A 23,159-nucleotide genomic window follows, 5' to 3' on the forward strand; every position below is an offset into this window, starting at 1 on the left:
GCAGAGCAAGTATTACAACGTTTGAGGATTATTTGACATATGCTGTTCACGCAGCTTTTGACGTAGTACTTTACCAACATTACTCTTTGGTAGTTCACTAACAAACTCAATATGACGTGGACACTTATAACCAGTCAAATTGTCCAGCGCGAATTCTTTGATGACTTCTTTAGTGACGTTATTATCGGCAGGTACGATATAAATTTTAACCGCTTCACCTTGATTTTCATCAGGAATACCGATCACAGCACAATCGACAATACCATCACAATCAAGCATGACAGATTCGATCTCATTCGGAAATACATTGAAGCCTGAAACTAAGATCATGTCTTTCTTACGATCTAGTAGAGTAAAGTAGCCTTTCTCATCCATGCTAACGATATCACCTGTGCGGAAGTAGCCATCGCGAGTAAAGTCATTGCTATTGTCTTTATTAAAGTATCCTGACATTACGTTTGGACCTTTGATACACATCTCGCCTGATTGATGCATGCCAACACGCTCACCATTTTCGTCAACCACGATAATATCGACACTCGGTACAGGTATACCAATAGTACCGTTGAACTTGCGATCAGTGATAACGTTGGCAGTACCGCCAGCCACACCTTCAGTCATACCCCAACCTTCAACCATAGGGCAGCCAGTCACTTCTAACCAACGTGCTGCGGTTTGCTCGGTTGCCGCCATACCACCTGCTTGCGTAATACGTAGCGAGCTAAAGTCCAAGTCTTTAAAGTTTGGTTGGTCAAGTAACCCTTTAAATAGAGTGTTGACTGCAGGGAAGATGTGGAACGGTTGTTTTGATAAGGTTTTGACAAACCCTGGCATATCGCGCGGATTAGGCACTAGGATAAAGGTATAACCTGAACGCATACCGAGCAAACTCAGCATAAAGGCAAAAATATGATACAGCGGTAAAGCCATAACCATATTGATGTATACTTCGTTGATACCTGAGGTCACAGGGCGATACCATGCCTCTGATTGCATAGCCGCAGCAACGACATTACGTTGAGTTAGTACAGCACCTTTAGATAATCCAGTCGTACCACCTGTATATTGCAAAATCGCTTTTTGTTGTAGGGTAGTCTTTGGTGCTTGAATAGGTAGGTTTTTTCCCTTTTTTAATACTTCAGGGAATTTAGTGACATTGTACTTAGGGTCATTCAGGTTGTATTTTGGAACCAAGCGTTTAACCTGACGAATCACCGTATTGACCAAAATACCTTTCAGACCCATCATATCGCCCATTTTCGATAGCACGATACGTTTGATATTGGTCTCTTCAATAACTTGCTCAAGCGCTTGGGCAAAGTTGTCAACAACAAAGATAACCTGAGCGCCCGAGTCATTCAATTGGTGACGCAGTTCACGACCCGTATATAGTGGGTTTATCGGCGTACAAACATAACCTGCACGCAGAATACCAATCATAGTCGGTAGGTATTGTGGAACGTTCGGCATCATAAGAGCTACTACGCTGCCTTTAGGTAAACCTTGAGCCTGTAACCATGCTGCGACTGCCAGTGAAGCGTTATCAACATCACCATAAGTATGCGTAACACCCATACAGATAGTCATCGGATGCATACGAAAGCGGTTAAAACACTCTTCATATAACTCTATGAGGCTTTCATACTGATCCGGATTAATCGTCTTAGGTACATTTTCTGGGTATTGAGCAAGCCAAGGTTTATCTACAGTCATGATTAGCGTCCTTAAATATTAAAATAAATTAAGGCTCTATAAAAAAGTAGTCACATCCATGTCAACAATTTAAATCGCTGTTCCGTTAGCAAGAAATTGTCGAGTGCTATCCTATATGTTCACATACTGCTAAAATACGGGGCCCTTATAAAGTTTGATTTAATCACAGAGCATAAATAGCTCATCAGATTAAAAAACCAATTAATGTTTTGGTAATGAAAATAGCTACTAGTAATGCTGCTAATCAATCGATATGAATCATAATTATATAAGATCAAAATAACAGAAAGTATAGTGACACATTTTGGCAATACATTAACATAACTACAACCGTGCCTGTTATTCTTATACAAGAACTTGATAGTTTACAGTTAAATTTGATAAATGAAATAATATATGTTGAATAATCAGAAAATGACTAGACAAATAATTTACTTTCTTATCAAGTAATTAACATGAAATTTATTCAAAAAATGTCATATAACTGAATATAAAAGTAGATTTGCAGTAATTATAGTAGGGTAGTTTCATAATTGGATGACATAAAGTGAATATATAAAAAGAGCATCCTACATTAAATGTAAAATGCTCTTGAGTGAAAATAAAATCATATTTTTGAAAAATTAAAACTTTGGTGTTCGTTTATCTTTGTGGATGGTCTGCATTGTGTTTTTCACGCAATTTTTGACGAAGCACTTTACCGACATTACTCTTTGGTAGGTCACTCACAAACTCGATGTGACGTGGACACTTATAACCCGTTAGATTGTCTAGCGCAAAATCTGTAATGACTTCTTTGGTAACATTATTGTCCTCAGGTACTACATATATTTTGACCGCTTCACCTTGATGACTATCAGGAATGCCAATCACCGCGCAGTCAAGAATGCCGTCACAGTCAAGCATCACAGACTCAATTTCGTTCGGGAATACGTTAAATCCTGAAACCAAAATCATGTCTTTTTTACGATCTAATAATTTGATGTAGCCTTGATCATTCATACTGACGATATCACCAGTACGGAAATAACCATCACTAGTAAAGTCAGCACTACTGTCTCTATTCAGATATCCAGAGGTTACGTTAGGGCCTTTAATACATAGCTCGCCCCCTTCGTTTAAACCTACATGCTTGCCATCTTCATCAATAATGATGACATCGACACCAGGTGCTGGTACACCGATAGTACCGTTAAACTCACGATTGGTAATAACGTTGGCGGTACCAACTGCAACGCCTTCTGTCATACCCCAACCTTCGATCATCGCGCAGCCCGTCGCTTCTAACCAGCGATTCGCGGTTTGCTCAGTAGCCGCCATACCACCAGCTTGTGAGATACGTAACGAGCTAAAGTCCAAATCTTTAAAGTTTGGATTATCGAGCAGTCCTTTAAAGAGGGTATTAACGGCAGGGAAAATATGGAACGGCTGTTTTGACAAGGTTTTAACAAATCCAGGAATATCACGTGGATTAGGTACTAGTATAAAGGTATAGCCTGAACGCATACCAAGTAAACTCAACATAAATGCAAAAATATGATACAACGGCAGTGCCATCACCATATTGATATATACTTCGTTGATTTCTGACGTGATAGGGCGAGTCCATGCTTCTGATTGCATCGCTGCTGCTACGATATTACGCTGTGACAGAATAGCGCCTTTCGAAAGTCCTGTGGTACCACCTGTGTATTGTAAAAATGCTTTTTGATCCAAAGACATTTTTGGTTGCTGAAAAGGTAGATTTTTACCTTTTTCAATACTTCAGGAAGCTTAGTGACATGGTATTTAGGGTCGTTAAGATTGTACTTGGGTACTAAGCGTTTGACCTGACGAATAATCGTATTGACCAAAATGCCTTTCAAACCCATCATATCGCCCATTTTCGATAGGATGACACGTTTGATAGCTGTTTCTTCAATGACTTGCTCAAGCGCTTGGGCAAAGTTATCAACCACAAAAATTGCTTGAGCACCAGAATCGTTCAGCTGATGGCGTAATTCTCGGCCAGTATATAGTGGGTTGACAGGGGTGCACACATAGCCTGCACGCAGTATCCCAATCATGGTTGGTAGATACTGTGGAACGTTTGGCATCATGAGAGCGACGACACTACCTTTTGGCAAGCCTTGATTCTGTAGCCAAGCAGCGACTGCCATTGAAGCGTTATCAATATCACCATAGGTATGAGTCACTCCCATACAGATGCTCATTGGGTGCCCACGGAAGCGATCGAAGCATTCTTCGTACAGCTCCATAATGCTGCTATATCTATCGGGATTAATGGTTTTTGGCACACCGGCTGGATATTGAGAAAGCCAAGGTTTGTTCGATATCATAGTTAGCATCCTTGCGATTTGATATAGGCTAAAGTATTTTGAAAAGGTAGTTATCAATCTATCAATGGTACAAACCACTACTTATTTAAGTGGTATCTACCGTAATCAATAGCATCCCTGTCTCTTGATTAATAGCTAGTTTTTTGCTGCTGTCACAGCATTTTATTCAATGAGTATTTATATAAAGCATTAAATAGAACAAATAAATAAAAAGTTCAGTAATAAAAATAATGCTCGTTCTAAAACTATTTATCTATAGCTTACAAATAGAGTATCAAAAAAACGATACATTTGAGCAATACATTAGCATGAATTTAGTCTAAAACAATAACAGTAAGCAATACTGATCAGTACATATATTAACTTATAAGAATATAGTAACTTTGCTGGCTGACAAAAGAAGGATTAGATAATTAATATTGGTGAGCTGACAAAAAACACAGGAATGTAGATGCTAAGATTATTGCGGTAAAATGAATTGATCTTTTTTATTAAAGAATCTTCGATAAATAAGTAAGGCACTGATGGTGCAGCCAAGCGTGCTGCTGACACATATCAGGAACATAGTGACTATTTGATAGCGTACGGCTTGAGTGGGATCGGCGCCCGCTAGGATTTGACCCGTCATCATGCCTGGTAAACTAACAATACCGACGACTAGCATAGAGTTTAAAGTTGAGTCATGCCATTAGTAATAGCTGCTTTTATCTGCTCATGGACGGCTTCGAATGGCTTAGCAGATAGACTGAGCATCATTTCGATACGTCCAGATTGCTCATGAAAGGATTCAATCAATTGATTGCTTGTCAACGAAATGGCAGTCAGAGAGTTCCCTAATATCAGACCCAATATAGGAATAATGAATTGCGGTGTATACCAAGGGTGAACATTCAAAATCGCTATAATTGCGATCGTCGTTACCAGTATTGCTGAGATACTGACTGCCAATAACGTATCTGTTAATAACCCTTTATAGCTGCGTTTAACGCGATTTTTGGCCGCACTTCCTGCAATTAAAGTCATGACTGTTAAGATAAGTAGCACTTCATACCATTGTTCACGTGCAAAAATCCACGCCAGTATCAGCCCAATAAAGCTAAGCTGTATGATCGTACGAAATGCCGCTATTAAAAGCGTCTTGCTTAGCTTTAAACGTAAGCGCCAAGAGATGAGCAATACGATGATAATTAGGCTGCTAGCAAGAGCGATATCACTATAAGTGAGAAAAATTTGCATATCATTCGTACCACTCATATGAGCTTATTTAGGAAGTAATTACGGTAATAATATAAGGTGGGAATTGAGGTTATTAACGTGCTAAATTGTCTGAGCAACTATACGAAGACTTACGCATTTGATTAAATATTGCCAATCAAGAAGATGTCAAGAGTCTGCAGTGAGCACACCGGCTTGCATGTGCCAATGTCTATTTGCCAAAGGCATGATATCTTTTGTGTCGTGAGTTACCCATAAGAGTGTGCGCTGCGCATCTGCGTGCAACCAGCTGATAAGTAAGTTGACTAGCTGTGCTGAAGTGTCCATGTCCAAAGCAGCAGTTGGTTCATCTAACAATAGAACTTGTGGACTGAGTTGCAATAGACGCAATGTATTGACCAGTTGGCGCTCGCCACCAGATAAGTGCTTGGCGTCTTGTTGCAAAAAATCTGCACTTCTATCCAAATGTTCAAGCTGAGCAACATGCCAGTCTGTGTCAAAAGTCTGCGATTGATGAGCATGCAATTGATAAGGCATTTGTAAGTTTTCAAGGACACTGCCGTCTAGCAATTGTGGATGCTGAGCGAGTAGGGCAACTTGCTTGCGCCACCGTATAGGTGCAGTCTCATGAATATCGTGATAAACATTACTTGACGTGTCATCGCTCAAATGAACAGTGCCGCTGCTCATTGGCAATAATCCTGCCAATACTCGCAGCAGTAATGATTTACCGCTACCAGACGCTCCTGTCAAAACAGTGACTTGCCCTGACAGTAGTGTGCCGCTTGCACCATTTATTAGTGCTCGAGCAGGAGTTGATAGCTCTTTATTCAGTGAAGCGTCTGCGGTTAGCTTGCTTGCCCATTTTTGATAAATGCTAGACGGCATAGAAGGTTTTTTCAGTGCTTCTTTGCTATTTTTAATGCTTTGAGCATTTATCGTCCGTTGGCTATGTACCCATAGGTTATCAAATTCAAGCAACACTCTACCCGTATCTATGCTCATAGCGCTCTACTGCTGACCATTCACTTGCTCGTCGATAGCTTGTTTAATCGTAACGCGCAGTTTTTTTGGTACACGAATAGGACGCATTGGTGGGGTTGTCGCTGCAGTATCTGGTTTATCGCTGTCTATTTCGTCATTACTCATTGGCTCTGGTTTGACGAGGTTTTGTACGCAGGCAATAACGATTTTGGTGCTGCTTAGTAGCTGGCTATTATCTGTTTCGGTAGAGCCATGATTTGGTAAATTGCGATAGATACTTTGGTAAAATATGATGCTGGCAGGTTTTAGCTCCACTTTATCAATACGTACGCTGATCACCTCATCTAATAGAATGGCTCTTTTGTATTGCAAGTCTGCCTGACTCACGACAAAATGCTGTACTTCACCACTGTCAGTCTGCAAAAATATCCATTTAAGCCAAGCTTAGTAAACCAGTCGCGTCGGCAGTTTTCAAAAAACACCAAGTGATTGGCGTGATAGACTATACCGCCAGCATCAGTATGGTTAATATAGACGTTATAATCTTTAGCAAATAATGGTTTGGTGTCATCATTCATGGCTGATGTCGTATTTTTTTGCTTAATTGTTGTCATAGTGATGCTCGATATTCTTAATAAGTATTGTTGAATAAAAGTGTTTCAGATAGACCAATAATAGATAGTGCTTATAATAGAGTTACTCTAGCTCAAGATATCAGGCCATGCAACCGCTAGAACCGCCTACATTTGTTATCATAGCCGTTTATATTTCCCCCATTTATAGAGCGCTATATTCTAACCAATCAGTATAGGACAGTTTATGACCCGTTTTGTCAGTTTTAACATCAATGGTATCCGTGCACGTCAGCATCAGCTCGAGGCGGTGCGCGAGGTAATCGATCCTGATGTCATGGGCCTACAAGAAACCAAGGTTCATGATGATCAATTTCCGCTTAGCGATATCGAAGGACTGGGCTACCACGTCGAGTACTTTGGACAAAAAGGGCATTACGGCGTTGCACTATTATCCAAAGCTGCACCTGTATTTGTACAAAAAGGCTTTCCTGGCGAAGATGAAGAAGCCCAAAAGCGCTTTATCCATGCACGTTATGAGTTTGAAGGTCGTGAAGTGGACGTGCTCAATGGTTACTTTCCGCAAGGAGAAAGCCAAGATCACCCGACCAAATTTCCAATGAAGCGCGCTTATTATGCCAATTTGATGGCTTATATCGATACGCTAAAATCTGAAGGTCGTTCGATTATCGTCATGGGTGATATGAATATTGCACCAGAAGATATCGATATTGGTATTGGTGAAGTTAATGCCAAGCGTTGGCTGAAAAACAGAAAAACCTCATTTCTGCCGGAAGAGCGCGAATGGTATTCAGCATTGATGTCACGTGAGCTGACAGATACTTACCGTCTGCATTATCCAGAGAGTACCGAGTTATACAGTTGGTTTGATTATCGCAGTCGCGGCTTCAATGATGAACCTAAGCGCGGGTTACGTATTGATCATATTCTATGTACCTCAGACTTAATCGATAAATGTATCGATGCTGGTATCAGTTATGAGCTACGTGCTATGGAAAAACCATCTGACCATGCACCGATTTGGTCAGCATTTGACTTAAAGAAACCGTAATACTTATATACTGTAATACCCTATATATAGTCAATCTCATGTCAATTAGAGACGATGCTGAGTTCGCTAATTCTGTTGGTTGTAATGCTGCAGCTAGTTCTTCTTGTATCTGAACTGTCTTGAACTGACTATATATTTATCACTTCGTACTCCGTAAACAACAATAAAAATTGAGAAATAAGGATTTTATTATGGCTGTTGGAAATGTATCAGTACCTGACGTTATCTATCCTATCGATGGTATCAAACTCAGTGCCACAGCGGCAGGTGTCCGTTATAAGGACCGCGATGATCTAGTAGTTATCGAAATATCTGACAAAGCTACTACTGCAGTTGTCACCACTAAAAACACCTTTTGTGCCGCGCCAGTGCGAGTATTGCGTGAGCACTTTGCTAAGGTCAGTCCGCGCTATTTAGTCACCAATACTGGTAACGCAAATGCAGGTACGGGCGCTGATGGAAAGCGCCGAGCCATTGATATCTGTACAGCATTGGCTGACAAGGCTGGTGTAGATAGCAATACGATATTGCCATTCTCTACTGGTGTGATTGGTGAACCGTTAAATAGTGATGCGGTCATCGCAGGTCTGGATAATGCATTGGCTAACCTAGCGTCTGATAGCTGGCTAGCCGCTGCTAATGGCATTCGCACAACAGATACCATTCCTAAATTGGCCAGCCAAAAAATTGATGTAGCAGGTACTAGCTATCATGTTACTGGTATGTCTAAAGGCTCAGGAATGATACGCCCGAATATGGCAACTATGCTAGGCTATGTGGCGACAGATGCTAATATCGCTGCTGATCTACTGCAAGAGATGCTAAGCGCTATCAATGAGCAGTCTTTCAACCGCATTACTGTCGATGGCGATACCTCAACCAATGACTGTTGTGTGTTAATCGCAACAGGTGCTGCTAGCTCAGAGGTGATTGATAGTCCAGAGCATCCACATTATCAGCCTGTATTTGATGCATTGGCTGATGTGTTTGTTCGTCTGGCACAACTGATTGTACGTGATGGCGAAGGCGCTACTAAATTCATGACGGTCAAGGTGACTGGCGGTCAAACCACGCAAGAATGCTGCGATGTGGCTTATGCAGTCGCACATTCACCTTTAGTAAAAACGGCATTCTTTGCTAGTGATGCTAACTGGGGTCGCATATTAGCAGCAGTGGGCTATGCTGGTATCGAAGATCTAGACACAGAGCAAGTCGATGTGTATCTAGACGAGGTAATGATTTGCCAAAATGGCGGTATTGCACCTGACTATACAGAAGAGGCGGGCAAAACAGTCATGAGCCGACCTGAGATTACCATTCATATCGACCTTGCACGTGGTGATGCTAGCGATACCGTATATACCTGCGATCTATCATACGATTACGTCAAAATAAACGCTGATTATCGTAGCTAGTCATTCTTAACAAAACAGAATGTGCATAGTTATATAAGAGCCAGAACAATATTTGTTCTGGCTTTTTAATGTCAAACTTCTGCTCAGTAGCAAATAACTCTGCTATTCAATACGCTTCATTAACATCAGTTGCAAAAGCTGACGTTAATTTACAAAGTAGTCATAGAGGGGAAGACGACTAGCGACCTATACTGGTTTCAGTAAGAAGCAAACAACCTTATTAGCTTGTAGCAAAGCAAGATAAGGTGTTCAAAATAATAATTTTATCTAAGCAACCATAAGTTAGTAGTTAAGCCAGTAACTAAACTATTAATAAAGAATTAATAACAATTATCTGAGGATTGAATAATGAAGAAATTAGCACTTGCAGCATTGATGACAACTTTTGCCCTTTCTGGTTGCTCTACGATGAGTATGGATGATGAGCGCACGATGGTCGTTGAAGGACAACCTATGAATGTAAAAGTAGTTAATATTCCAAGCTTTGAAGTGGAAATTGCACCGCGTAAAGCAGTATGTGACTTGACTGCTACTGATGGCAGCATGGTTGAATCACAGTGCTTGCAGTATCGTCAGACCTATCAGAAAAACTACACCACGCTAAACGGTAATATTCAAGGCTTTACCTATGAGCCGAACTATCGTTATGTGCTAGATGTACGCCAAGAAGCAGTAACCGCAGAAGGCTCAAATGTAGTGCAGCCAGTTTGGATTCTAAATGAAGTGGTATCAAAAACTGCTGAATAATATTGATAGCAATATATAGACAATAAAGCAGTTATACATGACAAAAAGGCCTCTAATTCGTTAGAGGCCTTTTTGTTGTTTTTGTTGTTTTTGTTGTCAGTAAATCATTTTTAAGGGAGTCAACCTAGCACTGACTATAATTAACACTGACACCGCGTGTTGCCGTAGGGATTCTATTATCAGCATAGACCGCCAGACCGCCTCGTGCTGTTTCTTTATATTTATCAGACATATCGGCACCTGTTTGCTTCATCGTCTCTATCGCTTTGTCTAAAGAGACAAAGTGTTGACCATTACCTCTACAGGCTAGGCGCGCTGCATTGATTGCCTTGACTGCGCCCATCGCATTACGCTCGATACAAGGCACTTGTACCAGTCCGCCAATAGGATCACAAGTAAGACCTAGATTGTGCTCAATGCCAATCTCTGCCGCATTTAAACATTTGGCTGGTGTGCCATTCATGATTTCTGCCAGTGCAGAGCCTGCCATTGCACACGCAGAACCAACTTCACCTTGGCAACCGACTTCAGCACCAGAGATTGAAGCATTTTGCTTGATAAGGCTACCGATAGCAGTGGCGTTTAGCAAAAACTTACGAACGCCATCTTGGCTGTAGTTGGGCAAAAAATCACGATAGTAGTGCAGTACGGCAGGAATGATACCTGCTGCGCCATTGGTTGGAGCCGTGACTACTTTGCCGCCATTGGCGTTTTCTTCATTGACGGCAAGCGCGTACAAATCGACCCAGTCCATAGCGGCTAACTTATCAGTTTTGGTGATAGGTTGGTCTTTTTCAGCGCACAGCTGTGTATGTAAATCTTGGGCACGACGCTTTACATCTAATCCGCCCGGCAGGATACCGCCATTTTCACAGCCTTGCTTGACACAGTCTTGCATCACTTCCCAAATGCTATCTAGATAAGCAAAAACTTCTTCTTTGGCATGGAAGTGACATTCGTTTGCCAGTACCAATTCGCTGATGCTCAAGTCATGCTCACGACATTGCTCTAGTAGCTCTGCTGCGTTATTGAACGGGTAGGGAACTCTATCGATGGTCGGGCTGGCATGATCTTCGTTTGGGTTAGTCGCATCTTCTTCATTAATGACAAAACCGCCACCGACTGAATAATACGTCTGCTGATAGCGAACGCCTTCAGTTGAGATAGCGCGTAGCGTCAATGCATTAGGGTGATAAGGTAGCACAGTATCGTCATACCAGTAGATGTCTTGCTCTGTATCAAAAGCAATCGTATGCGTGCCTGATACATTGAGAATTTTGTCAGAGAAGATAGGAGATAGGTAGCTGCTGGTCATGCGTGTGTCTATCGTGCTAGGCGTATGTCCAAGCAGTCCTAACAATATAGCCGTATCTGTTGCATGGCCTTTTCCAGTCGCCGCCAAAGAGCCATACAGTTCAATCTCAATGGTCTTAATTGCAGTCAGTTCCATCTGCTCAGTTAGCGAGGTCAAAAATAAGTTTGCAGCGACCATCGGTCCGACTGTATGCGAACTGGATGGGCCGATGCCGATTTTAAATAAATCAAAAACACTGATCATAATAAGTCACCAAAAATTTTAAGCGCTTTAGCCTATTTTATCTATGGCATTGGGCGCTTTTGTGAAAAATATAATAGACAGCCATCGCTCCTAGTCACCATTGATAGGTGGGCGCGAGACACTATTTATGAAGGTTATAAGGTAAATGAGCACTGAGGGCAGTTGAATAATAACTTTTATTTATTTTGAAACTCCGTTATCATGCTCGCAGTCAACAACTATGTAACATCCTGTAAGTTGGTTATCATCGTAAAATAATACGGATATGTCTGACTGAATTTTCAGTCAGACATATCCGTATTCATACATCTAGCAAGATATGGCTATCATACCAAATAATACTTTTGGTTTGTCATATTACAACATAAATGAATGAATTAGGATGACATATTATAGATAGAAAGACTTAACGTTTTGCTATTTATACAAGCCCTTAGAAATATGTCCATTTATTAATATTCTTATTTTATCAGTTATTCTAGCCTATTACTTTAGCTTAGCTCACATAGGACAAGCGCGCATGCCATCTCAAAAAGACCCTTCATCAGCGTCAGACAATAGCGCTCAAGATCTATCGACTCAAAATGCCTTGGAGTCTGCAGGCATTGATTCAGCCGCTATTAATTATCCGCATAATCCAGATTTTGAAAATGGCCGTTGGTTTCCGACATGGCGTCCTTATAAGGGTGACTTGGATCGTGATCCAGTCGGTATCAACGACTATTTACCTCCATCAAAAAGCGTATTGCTCGGCATACAGCATACGTTTGCCATGTTTGGTGCAACTGTGCTTGCACCTTTATTGATGGGGTTTGATCCTAACTTAGCTATCTTGATGTCTGGTATCTGTACGGTAATGTTCTTTATGATTACCGGTGGGCGCATGCCGAGCTACTTGGGATCAAGCTTTGCTTTTATTGGTCCAGTCATCGCGGTGACCGCTTATGCAGGCGCAGGGTTCAATGACAATCTAAATGTTGCGCTAGGCGGTATTATGGCCTGCGGTATTATTTACGCATTGATTGGTCTGCTAGTGATGAAGACAGGTACAGGTTGGATTGAGCGTTTGATGCCGCCTATCGTGACAGGTGCGATTGTCATGATTATCGGTCTTAACTTGGCGCCAGTGACCATTCAAGGGGTGTCTGCCAATCAGTTTGATGCTTGGATGGCCACCTTGACCGTACTGCTCATTAGTGGTGTGGCAGTATTTACTCGCGGTATGTTGCGTCGTCTGTTGCTACTCGTCGGTCTGGTTCTATCATACGTTGCTTACTTTGTCATGACCAATATTCTAGGCTTTGGTACTGCGATTGATTTTAGTACAGTAGCTGCCGCTTCATGGTTTGGACTACCAAGCATTCATACGCCGCGCTTTGAGATGAGCGCTATTATCCTAATTGCACCTGTGGCCTTTATTTTGGTGGCTGAAAATCTAGGGCACTTTAAGGCAGTAGAGGGCATGACCAAGGCTCGTGTGACCCCTTATATGGGCCGAGCATTTTTGGCGGACGGTTTAGCCACGACTTTTTCAGCAGGATTTGGTGGCACAGGTGTCACTACGTATGCTGAAAACATTGGAGTCATGGCGGTTACCAAAGTGTATAGCACGACGATATTTGTCGTAGCAGGTTTGGTTGCTATCATATTGGGACTGTCACCAAAGTTTGGTGCGATCATTCAGACCATACCAGCGGCTCTATTGGGCGGTGCTTCTATTGTTGTCTTTGGGCTTATCACGGTTGCTGGGATAAAAATCTGGATCGATAGCCATATTGATTTTAGTAAAAACAGCAATCTAATCATCGCGGCAGTGACGGTCATTATGGGTACTGGTAATTTTAGCTTGCACTTAGGCGGCTTTGATTTAGGCGGTATCGGTACTGCTACTTTAGCCGCTATCGTATTGAATGCTTTGTTTAACCAAAGCTCTGAAGCGAAATAAGTAATACTGATGAGATTGAAGTTTGAGCTTATCAAATAAAGATAGTCAAAGCATATCTCATCTAACAAAAAGCGCCCATGCTACCGATAGCATGGGCGCTTTTTTATGGCAGTGTTGAGCAACAGTAGTATAGAACAACAGTATCGGAACTATTTATAATCTCGCTTATAAAATCTTGAAAAAAACGATAGCGGCGAAGTGCACGTGGTTTTGGTTTCAATGAGCCTAAGTAAATAGCAAACATCGTTAATAGTGCGCCACTCCACTGCAAAGTACTAATCGGCTTGTCCAGCCAGCTATAGTCAATGACAAGGGCTGCAATAGGCTCAGTCAACAATAGCAGTCCAGTCAGTGCCAGAGATAGCTTAGGAATAGAGTAGGCAATCAATCCCCATGCTAAGCACTGCATCACCGTACCGTAGATAAGTACCCAGCCAATCTCAGACCATGTATTGGGTAGGATATTACCTGTGTCAAATACAAACATCGGTATAATCATGGCTAAGACGCCGCCGATACTGATTAGCTGCATTAGCATAAATATAGGCGTCGGTTCAGTGTCGTGCGTTTTGCGGATAAATGTCATTGATGCAGCTAACATGGCACCCGATACAATACCAGTGACAAAGCCCCAAGTCGCAGCGGTGTTGTGTGCGAATTCAGGGCTACCTATCATCGCCACGCCTATCATGGCTAAGAACAAACTAATAAGCTGCACGATAGACTGACGCTCATTAAAATACATAAACCCAATCGCAGCCAAGAAAAATATTTGCAGACTATTAAGCAGCGTCGAAATACCAGGCCCAACTGCATAAATACTCTCATGCCACAGCGCCAAATCTAATCCTAAAAACGCCCCTGATAGTAGCGCATAAAAAATGGCGCGTCTTGATTTGGGCATACGTTGGCCCATTATCTTAGCCAATACCGCAAATACAATACCAGAAACAGCCAATCGCCAAAACGACATGGCCCAACCACCAATATCGACGTGAGCGACAATTAAGCTGCCCAATCCAAAAATGATACAACCAATGACTAAGCCAATAGGTGCAGATCGCGTTGAAGCAATAGCCATAATTTATCCTTATAACAGTATTTGAATAACAGCACTCTTATTATCATTGCATCATGTCAGAACTTATGTTGACATAGAGCCATATTGTCGTGGTTTTAAACGCAAAATGAAATGGCAAAACCACAATTTATTATGCTGAATGCAGATGCTATCGCTGTAAGGAAAATTATTGGGCACGTTAGACGCAAATAAATGACCAAAGTATCTGATATAGTTACGTTTTTCACAATAGGATTATGATAATTGGGTAATAGTATTTATATCAAAATATTTGTATCAGGGCGACGATTCGTAGGAGTATGAAAGCGCATAATGTATGCAAGTGATATTTCTGTACGGAGGATATGTGTGTAGCACTTTAAGCGACATTAACGCTGCAACACATGTATAGTAGATTGACGATATAATGTACTTGACGTCTGATTTGTTATACCAAACAATCTATATTATTTGTCTAGGTTTATTTATGCTTCAACGATTGCTATCAAAAAAACAGCCACATACACTGTCTAGTTTGCTACCAAAAATATCGCAATACAGTGTCGTCGTGACGATGCTATCTAGCGCATTGTTTTTAATGCCTAGCGCACATGCGGCTAGTTGTAAAATCCCAAAAAGTTATTACAAAAACGTCTCCTGCACGGCCAGTAGTAATTATTTTTTGGCGATTAAAGACTTTGGTGCGCCGGTGGCGTTAATCGATAAAAAAGGCAAACGAGTCGTGGATTTGTCACGTTATCAAAAAGTCGATGCCGATAAGCTATCGGGCGGTCTGTTGCCTGTACTGCGCAACAGTCGCGTTGGTTATCTTAATATGCAGGGCCGCGAAGTCGTGCCTGCCATGTACGATATATTGACAGAGAGTCAAGGTTGGGCGCGCCCTGTATCGGATGGGCGTATCGTGGTAAAAAAGAGGGTAACTATGGTGTGATTAACACAGCCAATAGTACTGTTGTCTCATTTTCTGCAGCGATTGATGATATTGATAATTATCGTAATGGGGTGGCGCGTGTACGCAAAGGCCGTGCAACCAGTTGGGTGGATAAAAACGGTAATGCAGCGAATGATCCAAATGCCCAGAACGACACTCAGGCAGTGAATAAATCTACTTCTTCTAACGAAAAACCTAGCGCAGCATCACAGTCTGCACCAGCGCGTTTTACGACACTTCAATCGCGTCAGCAAGATGGTAAATGGGGTTTCGTCGATGACAATAATGTCACGATGATTACGTATTCATTTGATGAAGTGCGTCCGTTTTCTGAGGAATATGCTGGCGTGCGTATCGGTGAAGAGTGGGGCTTTGTCAATTTAGGCGGTGAGCTGGTGATTCCTTTTCGCTTTGCTAATAATGGTGTGAACGCTAACGATAGCTATCAGGGCAAACCATCCTTCGTATTTATAGGTGGTAAGGCGTGGATTGGCAACCTAAAGAATGGGAATAAAATGTGTATTGATAAGGAAGGCGCTGGCGTTGCTTGTGATTGATGCAATTGCTAGGGCGTGTCCTCATTTTTAACCCATTTAGATAACTATCGATTGAATTGAGGACACGCCCTAGGATTAAATAAGCAATAAAAAGAGTGTAAAACCTGTGAGTTAGCGATAGGTTTTACACTCTTTTTTAACACTAATGCTTTTAGCTCACTTAGATGACTATCGATTGAATCGAAGACAAGGCTTAGTCTTCTACAGCTATTTGCTCGATAAATGATTACTGATTAAGTCGACCATATAAGGCTGATAATACTCTGGAATATCGTGTGCCATACCTTCGATGAGATGGAACGTAGCATTAGGGATGGTCTTGGCAACGACTCGGCCCTGTGAGGCAGGCAGGAGTCCATCAGCGCTACCATGTAATACAATCGTCGGTGCTTTGACTTGCTTACTAAACCGACTGATAGAGCCTGATGCTAAGATAGCATTGAGCTGCTGTACTGTACCAAGCGGGTGAAAATTGCGCTGATAGCGAATCTTGGCGATTTCACGGACCATACGCACATTCACATGACCTGGTGTACCAACGGTCTTCATAAACCAAACACTATGACGCACGATATCACGCTCAGAGTGGCTCTCTGGACGATTGATAAGGGTGTATAGCTGTTTGGGCTTTGGCGGCTTTAAAAACGCACGATTGGTCGTGGTAAACATAAGCGCCATTCGCTGCACTAAGCTTGGATAACGTGCCGCCACGATTTGTGCAATCATACCGCCCATCGAAGCCCCAAGCAGGTGTGTCTTACCAAGCTTGAGTGCTTTAATCAAACGTGCGGTGTCTTCAGCCATATCCGTCAAGTTATAAGCAACCTGTGTGCTTTTGTTAGACAGCCCTGTCTGTAGACGAACCATCATTTTGAGCTGGCTAATACGCGGCAAGCCTTCTATCTGTACTTTAGAAGACAAGCCGATATCACGATTATCAAAACGAATCACAAAAAAACCAGCATCGATAAAGCGCTTAATAAAATTGTCTGGCCAAAATATCATTTGTGAGCCTAGCCCCATGATCATCAGCAGCGGCGGATTATTGGGATTACCGCCAGCTTCGACACACAACTCAATACCATCACCGATGTCAATCATTGCTTGACGAAGGTGCTTACTCAAGTCAGAGTCGCGCCATTGATGCTCCCCAAACTTGCGCCACTCAGGAGTAGGGTAGTTATTCAGATGATCTTCTAGATTGTTATCTAGCGTTTCAGGCAATTTGGCACTATTGATGTCATTTGATTTTGTCATGAAGTGTCCTAATTAGAGGGTCATCTACTACAGCTCAAGCATCTCAAAATCAAGCTTACCGACACCGCACTCAGGGCAAGTCCAGTCATCAGGGATGTCTTCCCACTTAGTGCCAGGTGCGATACCTTCTTCTGGGCAGCCAAGCGCCTCATCATATATCCAGCCGCAGACAATACATTCATAACGTTTCATAAATAGTCCTATCGATCATTACCAGTATTACAGTTACAGCGTGCTATAAACGCTCATTTTTAATATTACAGCTATTATATTAGACTGCAAAAACGCACGTAGTTTAGCATATAACCGCAATTTTCATAGTTAAGTTTACACTTGTATATTGAGATGACTTTTCTTTTATCAAGTCAATCACATATGTGACCTTATTAGTGCTTAATAACAAGACTGGACGCCAGCCCGCCATACGAAAACCAATTATGCTATAATAATCGCCGCTAAATTCACAGTAATGCTTAGCATTTATCGCTGATATATCATCCAGTTGTTGTCTTATCTAAACTAACTAAACCATCTAAATACATAAGCTAAGGGTCATCATGAGTACCAATGCCGCCGCCACATCCGCCACCAACAATGAGACGTCTCGTGTGCTCAATACTGACCATCCGTTTTGGCAGATTATTCGCACAGTACCAGACTTTCCAAAAGCTGGCATTGATTTTTATGACATTACCCCGTTACTGCGCAGTCATATTGACGCTGTCATTGACGCGCTACTTGCTGCATTGCCAGAAGGGCTTATGGACGAGGTAGATTGTCTGGGTGCAGTGGAAGCGCGCGGTTTTGTATTTGCCAGTATGCTAGCAGGTCGTCTGGGCAAAGGCATGATCTTGCTACGTAAACCAGGTAAGCTACCGCCACCAGTTGCCAACAAAGCCTATGCACTGGAGTATGGTAAAGACACGCTTGAGATGCAAAACAATCTACCGCCTGAGCGCGTACTATTGGTTGATGATATCTTGGCGACTGGTGGTACGTTGACCACTGCCTACGAGCTGTGTCAATCAGCTGACCATACTGTGGTCGGTGCGTTAGTGTTACTGGACTTGGTCGACTTGCATGGCGAGTTCCCAGTACCTGTTTATACGGTACTAAAAGCTTAAACTGAATTGCTATGTTTTTGACTACTAGACAGGTTGTATTGTCGATATAGTTAAACGATTCTCCAAATAAAAAAGCGCCCTGACATAGTATCAGGGCGCTTTTTTAGTACTGTGTTAAGGTATTTTCAATACTGTGTTGAGTAGGCTGTATTTATTGCTCTTCGTCTTGTTCGTAGTCTTTACAAGACTGCTCTATCACCGTACGACCAACTGTCTTTGGTGTGGTGACTTTAAAGTCTTTTGTAGTCAATATTGGTTTTTCTGACTGCCATGACTTGGTTACTTTGCCTTCAGCACCGTAGTTAACAAAGGCTCGTCTATAGTAACTGGCATCTTTGCATGAAATGAGTAGTTGCTGCTCACTATGGTCAATACTGTTTTTTCTTCCTTCGAGTCATCTTTATCGGCATCTTTGTCTTTAGGATAGGTTCTAAGGATAGATACCGTGATATTTTCGAAGTCTTTTTCATCTATGATACTGATGTCAGAGCTTTCAATAGAATCCAAATCTATACTAAAAATTGATCCAGAGCTGCTCTCGGACACCTCTACCCAGTTGACTGCCTGGGCGCTGATTGCTAAAGCACTGCCTGCCAATAATATTGATAGCCGTTTCATATAAGCCTTGCTTCTTGTCATTTGAAGTAGGTAATGATAGCCAACTTACTATTAGTAGGCAAATATCTTTTGTGCCAGCCCAGTATCCGTCGTGTGGCTATTATTGTCCGCGAATGGCTGCTAATGTCTTAGCCAGCTCGTCACGCGCTCCGATAAAACCATCAATACCCTTAGGTAATAAGTCCTGTGTAACCTTGTCTTGCTGATACGCAGCACTAAACTCTTCGTGCGTTAAGCTTACTTGAGTCATCGCCTTCATATCCATCGACATACTCGGAGACAGTTGGCGAGTTACCTCGGTATCCATGGCTGCCAACTCATCAATGAGGTTGGGAGCTATCGTCAATAAGTCGCAACCTGCCAATGCCAAAATCTGCTCGGTAGAGCGGAAACTAGCGCCCATTACTTGTGTCTCGTAACCGTGCTGTTTGTAATACTGGTAAATGAGCTTGACTGACTGTACGCCCATGTCATCAGAAGCCGGTACGTTTTGACGACTTTGTTGTCGTTTTTGCCAATCTAGAATACGGCCGACGAAAGGTGATATCAGGGTCACACCAGCATCTGCACAGGCAATAGCTTGGTGTTGTCCAAACAGTAGGGTCAGGTTGCAGTGAATATTTTGAGTCTCAAGATAGCGCGCCGCCTCAATACCTTGCCAAGTTGCCGCCATCTTGATTAATACTCGCTCTGAATCGACGCCCGCTTTTTGGTAAGCATCCATAAAAGCCAGTGCCTTATCTATCGTCGCTTGAGTATCATAAGATAAGCGAGCATCCACTTCGGTAGAGACTCGGCCTTCGATCAGCTCTAAAATATCGCAGCCAACCTGAATGGTCAGCGCATCGATTACGGCATCCACGTCACCATTGTGACGACTCATGGTCTCTGACAACATGCCTTGATTATCAGGATGAATCAGAGCCTTGGTAATAAGGCTTGGGTTGGTGGTTGCATCGATAGGTTTTAAACGGGCGATAGCGGCAAGGTCACCAGTATCAGCAACAATCGTGGTCATAGTGCGTAGCTGTTGTAATGCGCTCATCAGGTATCCTTTTTCTTATTAATCACATGATGCTCCTCTTATATATAACAGGGTAGGGAGCTGAACTGGAACTGTAACACAGTTTTGGGCAGGTGTTGCCTCATAGTTATGCTATGCATCGCTGTTATCTGGCTCAACTGTGCTAATATTAATAACAGTTGGTATATTTATACGCATTTACGAATGGGCACTGACCTTAGTTTTTGCTATAGTAGAGCCGGCTATGTATCAAGCTGCTGTATTTGGCAGTAAATATAGCATTAACGCCAAATGGCACTAGCAATATAAGGTGTTTTTGATAGACTGTTTTGAGGTTGATTTTGAATATAGTTTCTATTATCAGGCTTAGCCTTTAACTAAAAACAGCAAACAGTCAGATTTGGCAATAGTGCTACCTAAGTAATAGCAATGTAATAGCAGAATTTAAATAATAGTAATATCTAACAGCGATAAAATCTAAAAAGGATGGGCGGTAATGAGCGAGCAGTCACCAGAGCAAACAATGGATAATCTAAATCAAACCACTACAGGCGCTAGCGATACCGCAACTGAAAAAGAGTTTTTAGACAATATTCGCCAAAATATTGACGCAGTAGACTGTGAGATCCAAACGTTAATCAATAACCGTGCAAAGCTGGCTCAGCAAGTAGCCATGGTAAAGAAAAATCATACTGCTGCTGATGACAATAGCAACCCTATCTTTTACCGCCCTGAGCGTGAAGCACAGGTATTAAAAGCTGTCATGGAGCGTAATGCAGGTCCAATCGCTGATGAGAAAATGGCGCGCTTGTTCCGTGAAATCATGTCAGTATGCTTGGATTTAGAAGCGCCGCAGCGTATTGCCTTCTTGGGCCCTGTCGGTACCTTTACGCATGCCGCTGCGCTCAAGCATTTTGGTAAAGCCGCGGATACCGTACCGATGACAACCATTACTGATGTGTTCCGCGAAGTCGAAGCGGGGACAGCGATGTATGGCGTGGTTCCTGTCGAAAACTCTTCAGAAGGCGTCGTCAACCATACTCTAGATGGCTTCTTATCTTCTACTTTGAAAATCATTGGCGAAGTTGAATTGCCAATTCATCAAAACTTCTTGGTTGCTGAACATACTAAGATTGATGGCTTGAGCCGTATTTATTCGCATCAGCAGTCGCTTGCTCAGTGCCGTCATTGGCTAGATGTAAACTTCCCTAATGTTGAACGTGTGGCAGTATCAAGCAATGGTGAAGCCGCTCGCCGCCTCAAAAACGAATGGCATTCAGCTGCGATTGCAGGTGATGTTGCTGTTGCGGAGTACGGCTTGCATAAGCTTTACTCAAACATCGAAGACAATCCAAGTAACACCACACGCTTCCTTATTATCGGTCATGAAGCAATTGCGCCATCTGGTCAAGATAAAACCTCTATCGTCGTCTCAGCTCATGATAAAGCCGGCGCATTGATCGAAATATTGAAACCTTTGTCATATCATGGCGTATCGATGACCAGTATTGAGACGCGTCCTGAGCGTCCTAACAAATGGGCATACGTATTCTTTATCGATATGAATGGTCATGTTAATGATCCAAACGTTAGCGCTGCTATCAATGATATTCGTCCATTAGTCAAAGATTTGCGCATATTGGGCTCATATCCAAAAGCTGTCCTATAGACGATCACCTATAGATAATTACAGGCTTACTCACTGGTATTCATACATAATAGATGGGTCTTAGCTTTTGCAGATAGCATTAAAAAAGCATTTACAGACACCATCTAAGGATAAATCATGCAGACTACTCAATTGACCGCGTCAGATCTATCGCCGTTAACGCCAGCTTACGACAGTATTTTGGCATTGGCACCTTATCAAACTGGTAAGCCAATTGAGGAGCTGACACGTGAGTACGGTGTCTCAGATGTGGTCAAGCTGGCTAGCAATGAGAATCCAATGGGATGCTCACCACGAGTGACGCTAGCAGTGACTGAGCAGCTAGGGCAATTGTCGCGCTATCCTGATGGCAATGGCTACTATCTAAAGCAAGCGCTGGCTGACTTTAACGATGTCAATGCCAATCAAATTACCTTGGGTAATGGCTCTGATGATTTGCTCGATATTTTAGCACGCAGCTTTGTGGGTGCTGATGATGCCATCGTCTATAGCCAGTATGCTTTTGTGGTATATCCTATGCTAGCGAAGATGCAAGGTGCCACGGGATTGGAAGTGCCTGCTCAGCGCTTCGGCCACAATCTAAAAGCCATGAGCCAAGCGGTACAAGATAATCCAAATACCAAAATTGCCTTTATTGCCAATCCGAATAATCCAACGGGTACGCAGCTAGAGCAAAAAGAGCTGCGTCAATTTGTTGCCAGTGTACCAAGCTCAGTCTTGGTGGTACTAGATGAAGCTTATATCGAGTATAGTCCTGAGAGTAACAACCGCGCATTATTGGATGAGTTTGATAATGTCATTATTGTACGTACTTTTTCTAAAGCTTATGGGCTAGCAGGTTTACGCGTCGGTTATGCTCTAAGCTCGGTGGCAGTGGCGGATTTATTGAACCGAATTCGTCAGCCATTTAACGTCAGCCGTGTCGGTTTGGCTGCTGCTGCTGCTGCACTTGCCGATCAAGACTTTATCGAAAAACTCGTCTGATAAACGATGAGCAAATGCGTTGGTTAGAAAAGCAGTTTGACGCGCTAGGATTGGGTTTTGTGAAGTCGCATGCCAATTTTATTATGGTCGAAGTGCAGGTTGAGATGGAAGATATAACCGCTGCTTCTATCCATCAGGCACTACTTGAACAAGGCGTTATTGTCCGCCCGTTGGATGCTTATGGATTGCCTAACTGGCTGCGTATCACAGTAGGTGTGGCTGAAGACAACCTACGTTTGATTGATACTTTGCGTTCTATTTTGACTGAAGACTAAGCGCATCCATTAATATTTTTTAACTTAAAAATTGTTCTTTATTAGCCATTAAAATTTATAACACTAAGACTGGCTCTAT

The 23,159-nt window shown here is 42.4% G+C and carries 22 protein-coding genes and 1 pseudogene; 9 read left to right on the plus strand and 14 right to left on the minus strand.

From position 1 onward, the window contains the following. Positions 1-12: 12 nt before the first annotated feature. The 8 genes from ACOBWA_RS06225 to ACOBWA_RS06260 form a co-directional block, all read right to left on the minus strand. Positions 13-1,713: an AMP-binding protein gene (locus ACOBWA_RS06225; RefSeq protein ID WP_201566574.1), complete on the minus strand. Its 1,701-nt coding sequence runs from the start codon at positions 1,711-1,713 to the stop codon at positions 13-15. A gap of 642 nt (positions 1,714-2,355) precedes the next feature. Next, the gene (locus ACOBWA_RS06230; RefSeq protein ID WP_420230518.1) at positions 2,356-3,435 is read right to left on the minus strand and encodes an AMP-binding protein; all 1,080 of its coding nucleotides are present in this window, start codon (positions 3,433-3,435) and stop codon (positions 2,356-2,358) included. Beyond that, on the minus strand, positions 3,345-4,052 hold the full coding sequence (locus ACOBWA_RS06235; RefSeq protein WP_420230519.1) for an AMP-binding protein: 708 nt from the start codon (positions 4,050-4,052) through the stop codon (positions 3,345-3,347). The genes ACOBWA_RS06230 and ACOBWA_RS06235 overlap by 91 nt, the downstream gene beginning before the upstream one ends. A 460-nt stretch (positions 4,053-4,512) precedes the next feature. Next, positions 4,513-4,716: an ABC transporter permease gene (locus ACOBWA_RS06240; protein WP_420230520.1), complete on the minus strand. Its 204-nt coding sequence runs from the start codon at positions 4,714-4,716 to the stop codon at positions 4,513-4,515. A gap of 5 nt (positions 4,717-4,721) precedes the next feature. Next, positions 4,722-5,288, minus strand: coding sequence for an ABC transporter permease (locus ACOBWA_RS06245; protein WP_420230521.1), 567 nt, complete (start codon positions 5,286-5,288; stop codon positions 4,722-4,724). 147 nt (positions 5,289-5,435) lie between these two features. Next, positions 5,436-6,272, minus strand: coding sequence for an ABC transporter ATP-binding protein (locus tag ACOBWA_RS06250; protein WP_420230522.1), 837 nt, complete (start codon positions 6,270-6,272; stop codon positions 5,436-5,438). A gap of 6 nt (positions 6,273-6,278) precedes the next feature. Beyond that, positions 6,279-6,674 (minus strand): hypothetical protein, encoded by a 396-nt coding sequence (locus ACOBWA_RS06255; RefSeq protein ID WP_420230523.1) that lies wholly within the window; start codon positions 6,672-6,674, stop codon positions 6,279-6,281. After that, positions 6,635-6,865, minus strand: a complete 231-nt coding sequence (locus ACOBWA_RS06260) for a hypothetical protein (protein ID WP_420230524.1) — start codon at positions 6,863-6,865, stop codon at positions 6,635-6,637. The genes ACOBWA_RS06255 and ACOBWA_RS06260 overlap by 40 nt, the downstream gene beginning before the upstream one ends. A 205-nt stretch (positions 6,866-7,070) precedes the next feature. Between ACOBWA_RS06260 and xthA the strand changes: the two genes are divergently transcribed. The 3 genes from xthA to ACOBWA_RS06275 all read left to right on the plus strand — a co-directional run bounded on the left by xthA (position 7,071) and on the right by ACOBWA_RS06275 (position 10,057). Continuing rightward, complete coding sequence (gene xthA / locus ACOBWA_RS06265) at positions 7,071-7,895, plus strand: exodeoxyribonuclease III (protein WP_341609109.1); 825 nt, start codon at positions 7,071-7,073, stop codon at positions 7,893-7,895. Between the two features lie 191 nt (positions 7,896-8,086). Beyond that, complete coding sequence (argJ, locus tag ACOBWA_RS06270) at positions 8,087-9,310, plus strand: bifunctional glutamate N-acetyltransferase/amino-acid acetyltransferase ArgJ (protein ID WP_420230525.1); 1,224 nt, start codon at positions 8,087-8,089, stop codon at positions 9,308-9,310. 348 nt (positions 9,311-9,658) lie between these two features. After that, the gene (locus tag ACOBWA_RS06275) at positions 9,659-10,057 is read left to right on the plus strand and encodes a DUF4377 domain-containing protein (RefSeq protein ID WP_101204449.1); all 399 of its coding nucleotides are present in this window, start codon (positions 9,659-9,661) and stop codon (positions 10,055-10,057) included. A gap of 124 nt (positions 10,058-10,181) precedes the next feature. Here ACOBWA_RS06275 and ACOBWA_RS06280 read toward each other — a convergent pair whose 3' ends face one another. Beyond that, on the minus strand, positions 10,182-11,618 hold the full coding sequence (locus ACOBWA_RS06280; protein ID WP_420230733.1) for an L-serine ammonia-lyase: 1,437 nt from the start codon (positions 11,616-11,618) through the stop codon (positions 10,182-10,184). A gap of 517 nt (positions 11,619-12,135) precedes the next feature. Here ACOBWA_RS06280 and ACOBWA_RS06285 point away from each other — a divergent pair. Continuing rightward, positions 12,136-13,560: a solute carrier family 23 protein gene (locus ACOBWA_RS06285; protein WP_102092484.1), complete on the plus strand. Its 1,425-nt coding sequence runs from the start codon at positions 12,136-12,138 to the stop codon at positions 13,558-13,560. Between the two features lie 103 nt (positions 13,561-13,663). Here the strand turns inward: ACOBWA_RS06285 and ACOBWA_RS06290 are convergent, their stop codons facing one another. Continuing rightward, positions 13,664-14,641 carry a DMT family transporter gene (locus tag ACOBWA_RS06290; RefSeq protein WP_420230526.1) on the minus strand — a complete coding sequence of 326 codons (978 nt, stop codon included), beginning with the start codon at positions 14,639-14,641 and terminating at the stop codon, positions 13,664-13,666. A gap of 466 nt (positions 14,642-15,107) precedes the next feature. Here ACOBWA_RS06290 and ACOBWA_RS06295 point away from each other — a divergent pair, with 466 nt between their 5' ends. Both ACOBWA_RS06295 and ACOBWA_RS06300 read left to right on the plus strand, forming a co-directional pair. Then, positions 15,108-15,572, plus strand: a complete 465-nt coding sequence (locus tag ACOBWA_RS06295; RefSeq protein ID WP_420230527.1) for a WG repeat-containing protein — start codon at positions 15,108-15,110, stop codon at positions 15,570-15,572. Continuing rightward, positions 15,569-16,129, plus strand: a complete 561-nt coding sequence (locus ACOBWA_RS06300) for a WG repeat-containing protein (protein ID WP_420230528.1) — start codon at positions 15,569-15,571, stop codon at positions 16,127-16,129. The genes ACOBWA_RS06295 and ACOBWA_RS06300 overlap by 4 nt, the downstream gene beginning before the upstream one ends. 207 nt (positions 16,130-16,336) lie before the next feature. Here the strand turns inward: ACOBWA_RS06300 and ACOBWA_RS06305 are convergent, their stop codons facing one another. Both ACOBWA_RS06305 and ACOBWA_RS06310 read right to left on the minus strand, forming a co-directional pair. After that, the gene (locus tag ACOBWA_RS06305) at positions 16,337-17,386 is read right to left on the minus strand and encodes an alpha/beta fold hydrolase (RefSeq protein WP_102092481.1); all 1,050 of its coding nucleotides are present in this window, start codon (positions 17,384-17,386) and stop codon (positions 16,337-16,339) included. A gap of 27 nt (positions 17,387-17,413) precedes the next feature. Beyond that, positions 17,414-17,578 carry a rubredoxin gene (locus ACOBWA_RS06310; protein ID WP_057759803.1) on the minus strand — a complete coding sequence of 55 codons (165 nt, stop codon included), beginning with the start codon at positions 17,576-17,578 and terminating at the stop codon, positions 17,414-17,416. Between the two features lie 365 nt (positions 17,579-17,943). On the opposite strand from ACOBWA_RS06310, the gene ACOBWA_RS06315 reads away from it, so the two are divergent. Next, positions 17,944-18,510 (plus strand): adenine phosphoribosyltransferase, encoded by a 567-nt coding sequence (locus ACOBWA_RS06315; protein WP_420230529.1) that lies wholly within the window; start codon positions 17,944-17,946, stop codon positions 18,508-18,510. A 279-nt stretch (positions 18,511-18,789) separates the two neighbouring features. Here the strand turns inward: ACOBWA_RS06315 and ACOBWA_RS06320 are convergent, their stop codons facing one another. Next, positions 18,790-19,128 (minus strand): hypothetical protein, encoded by a 339-nt coding sequence (locus tag ACOBWA_RS06320; RefSeq protein WP_420230530.1) that lies wholly within the window; start codon positions 19,126-19,128, stop codon positions 18,790-18,792. Positions 19,129-19,228: 100 nt separating this feature from the next. Beyond that, positions 19,229-20,173, minus strand: coding sequence for a transaldolase (locus ACOBWA_RS06325; protein WP_102092478.1), 945 nt, complete (start codon positions 20,171-20,173; stop codon positions 19,229-19,231). 475 nt (positions 20,174-20,648) lie between these two features. Here ACOBWA_RS06325 and pheA point away from each other — a divergent pair, with 475 nt between their 5' ends. Then, positions 20,649-21,821: a prephenate dehydratase gene (gene pheA, locus ACOBWA_RS06330; RefSeq protein WP_102092477.1), complete on the plus strand. Its 1,173-nt coding sequence runs from the start codon at positions 20,649-20,651 to the stop codon at positions 21,819-21,821. Between the two features lie 117 nt (positions 21,822-21,938). Continuing rightward, positions 21,939-23,080: pseudogene (gene hisC / locus ACOBWA_RS06335) on the plus strand (histidinol-phosphate transaminase). Positions 23,081-23,159 lie beyond the last annotated feature (79 nt).

Origin of the sequence: Psychrobacter sp. ER1 (assembly GCF_048631835.1) — a bacterium.
Lineage (GTDB): Bacteria > Pseudomonadota > Gammaproteobacteria > Pseudomonadales > Moraxellaceae > Psychrobacter.

Excerpts from the sequence above, each read along its gene's own strand:
- ACOBWA_RS06225 (WP_201566574.1), bottom strand. The coding sequence starts at position 1,713 with ATGACTGTAGATAAACCTTGGCTTGCTCAATACCCAGAAAATGTACCT.
- ACOBWA_RS06315 (WP_420230529.1), top strand. The coding sequence starts at position 17,944 with ATGAGTACCAATGCCGCCGCCACATCCGCCACCAACAATGAGACGTCT.
- ACOBWA_RS06305 (WP_102092481.1), bottom strand. The coding sequence starts at position 17,386 with ATGACAAAATCAAATGACATCAATAGTGCCAAATTGCCTGAAACGCTA.
- pheA (WP_102092477.1), top strand. The coding sequence starts at position 20,649 with ATGAGCGAGCAGTCACCAGAGCAAACAATGGATAATCTAAATCAAACC.
- ACOBWA_RS06290 (WP_420230526.1), bottom strand. The coding sequence starts at position 14,641 with ATGGCTATTGCTTCAACGCGATCTGCACCTATTGGCTTAGTCATTGGT.
- xthA (WP_341609109.1), top strand. The coding sequence starts at position 7,071 with ATGACCCGTTTTGTCAGTTTTAACATCAATGGTATCCGTGCACGTCAG.
- ACOBWA_RS06245 (WP_420230521.1), bottom strand. The coding sequence starts at position 5,288 with ATGCAAATTTTTCTCACTTATAGTGATATCGCTCTTGCTAGCAGCCTA.
- ACOBWA_RS06250 (WP_420230522.1), bottom strand. The coding sequence starts at position 6,272 with ATGAGCATAGATACGGGTAGAGTGTTGCTTGAATTTGATAACCTATGG.
- ACOBWA_RS06325 (WP_102092478.1), bottom strand. The coding sequence starts at position 20,173 with ATGAGCGCATTACAACAGCTACGCACTATGACCACGATTGTTGCTGAT.
- ACOBWA_RS06230 (WP_420230518.1), bottom strand. The coding sequence starts at position 3,435 with ATGTCTTTGGATCAAAAAGCATTTTTACAATACACAGGTGGTACCACA.
- ACOBWA_RS06260 (WP_420230524.1), bottom strand. The coding sequence starts at position 6,865 with ATGACAACAATTAAGCAAAAAAATACGACATCAGCCATGAATGATGAC.
- ACOBWA_RS06310 (WP_057759803.1), bottom strand. The coding sequence starts at position 17,578 with ATGAAACGTTATGAATGTATTGTCTGCGGCTGGATATATGATGAGGCG.
- argJ (WP_420230525.1), top strand. The coding sequence starts at position 8,087 with ATGGCTGTTGGAAATGTATCAGTACCTGACGTTATCTATCCTATCGAT.
- ACOBWA_RS06235 (WP_420230519.1), bottom strand. The coding sequence starts at position 4,052 with ATGATATCGAACAAACCTTGGCTTTCTCAATATCCAGCCGGTGTGCCA.
- ACOBWA_RS06285 (WP_102092484.1), top strand. The coding sequence starts at position 12,136 with ATGCCATCTCAAAAAGACCCTTCATCAGCGTCAGACAATAGCGCTCAA.
- ACOBWA_RS06275 (WP_101204449.1), top strand. The coding sequence starts at position 9,659 with ATGAAGAAATTAGCACTTGCAGCATTGATGACAACTTTTGCCCTTTCT.
- ACOBWA_RS06320 (WP_420230530.1), bottom strand. The coding sequence starts at position 19,128 with ATGAAACGGCTATCAATATTATTGGCAGGCAGTGCTTTAGCAATCAGC.
- ACOBWA_RS06295 (WP_420230527.1), top strand. The coding sequence starts at position 15,108 with ATGCTTCAACGATTGCTATCAAAAAAACAGCCACATACACTGTCTAGT.
- ACOBWA_RS06240 (WP_420230520.1), bottom strand. The coding sequence starts at position 4,716 with ATGCTAGTCGTCGGTATTGTTAGTTTACCAGGCATGATGACGGGTCAA.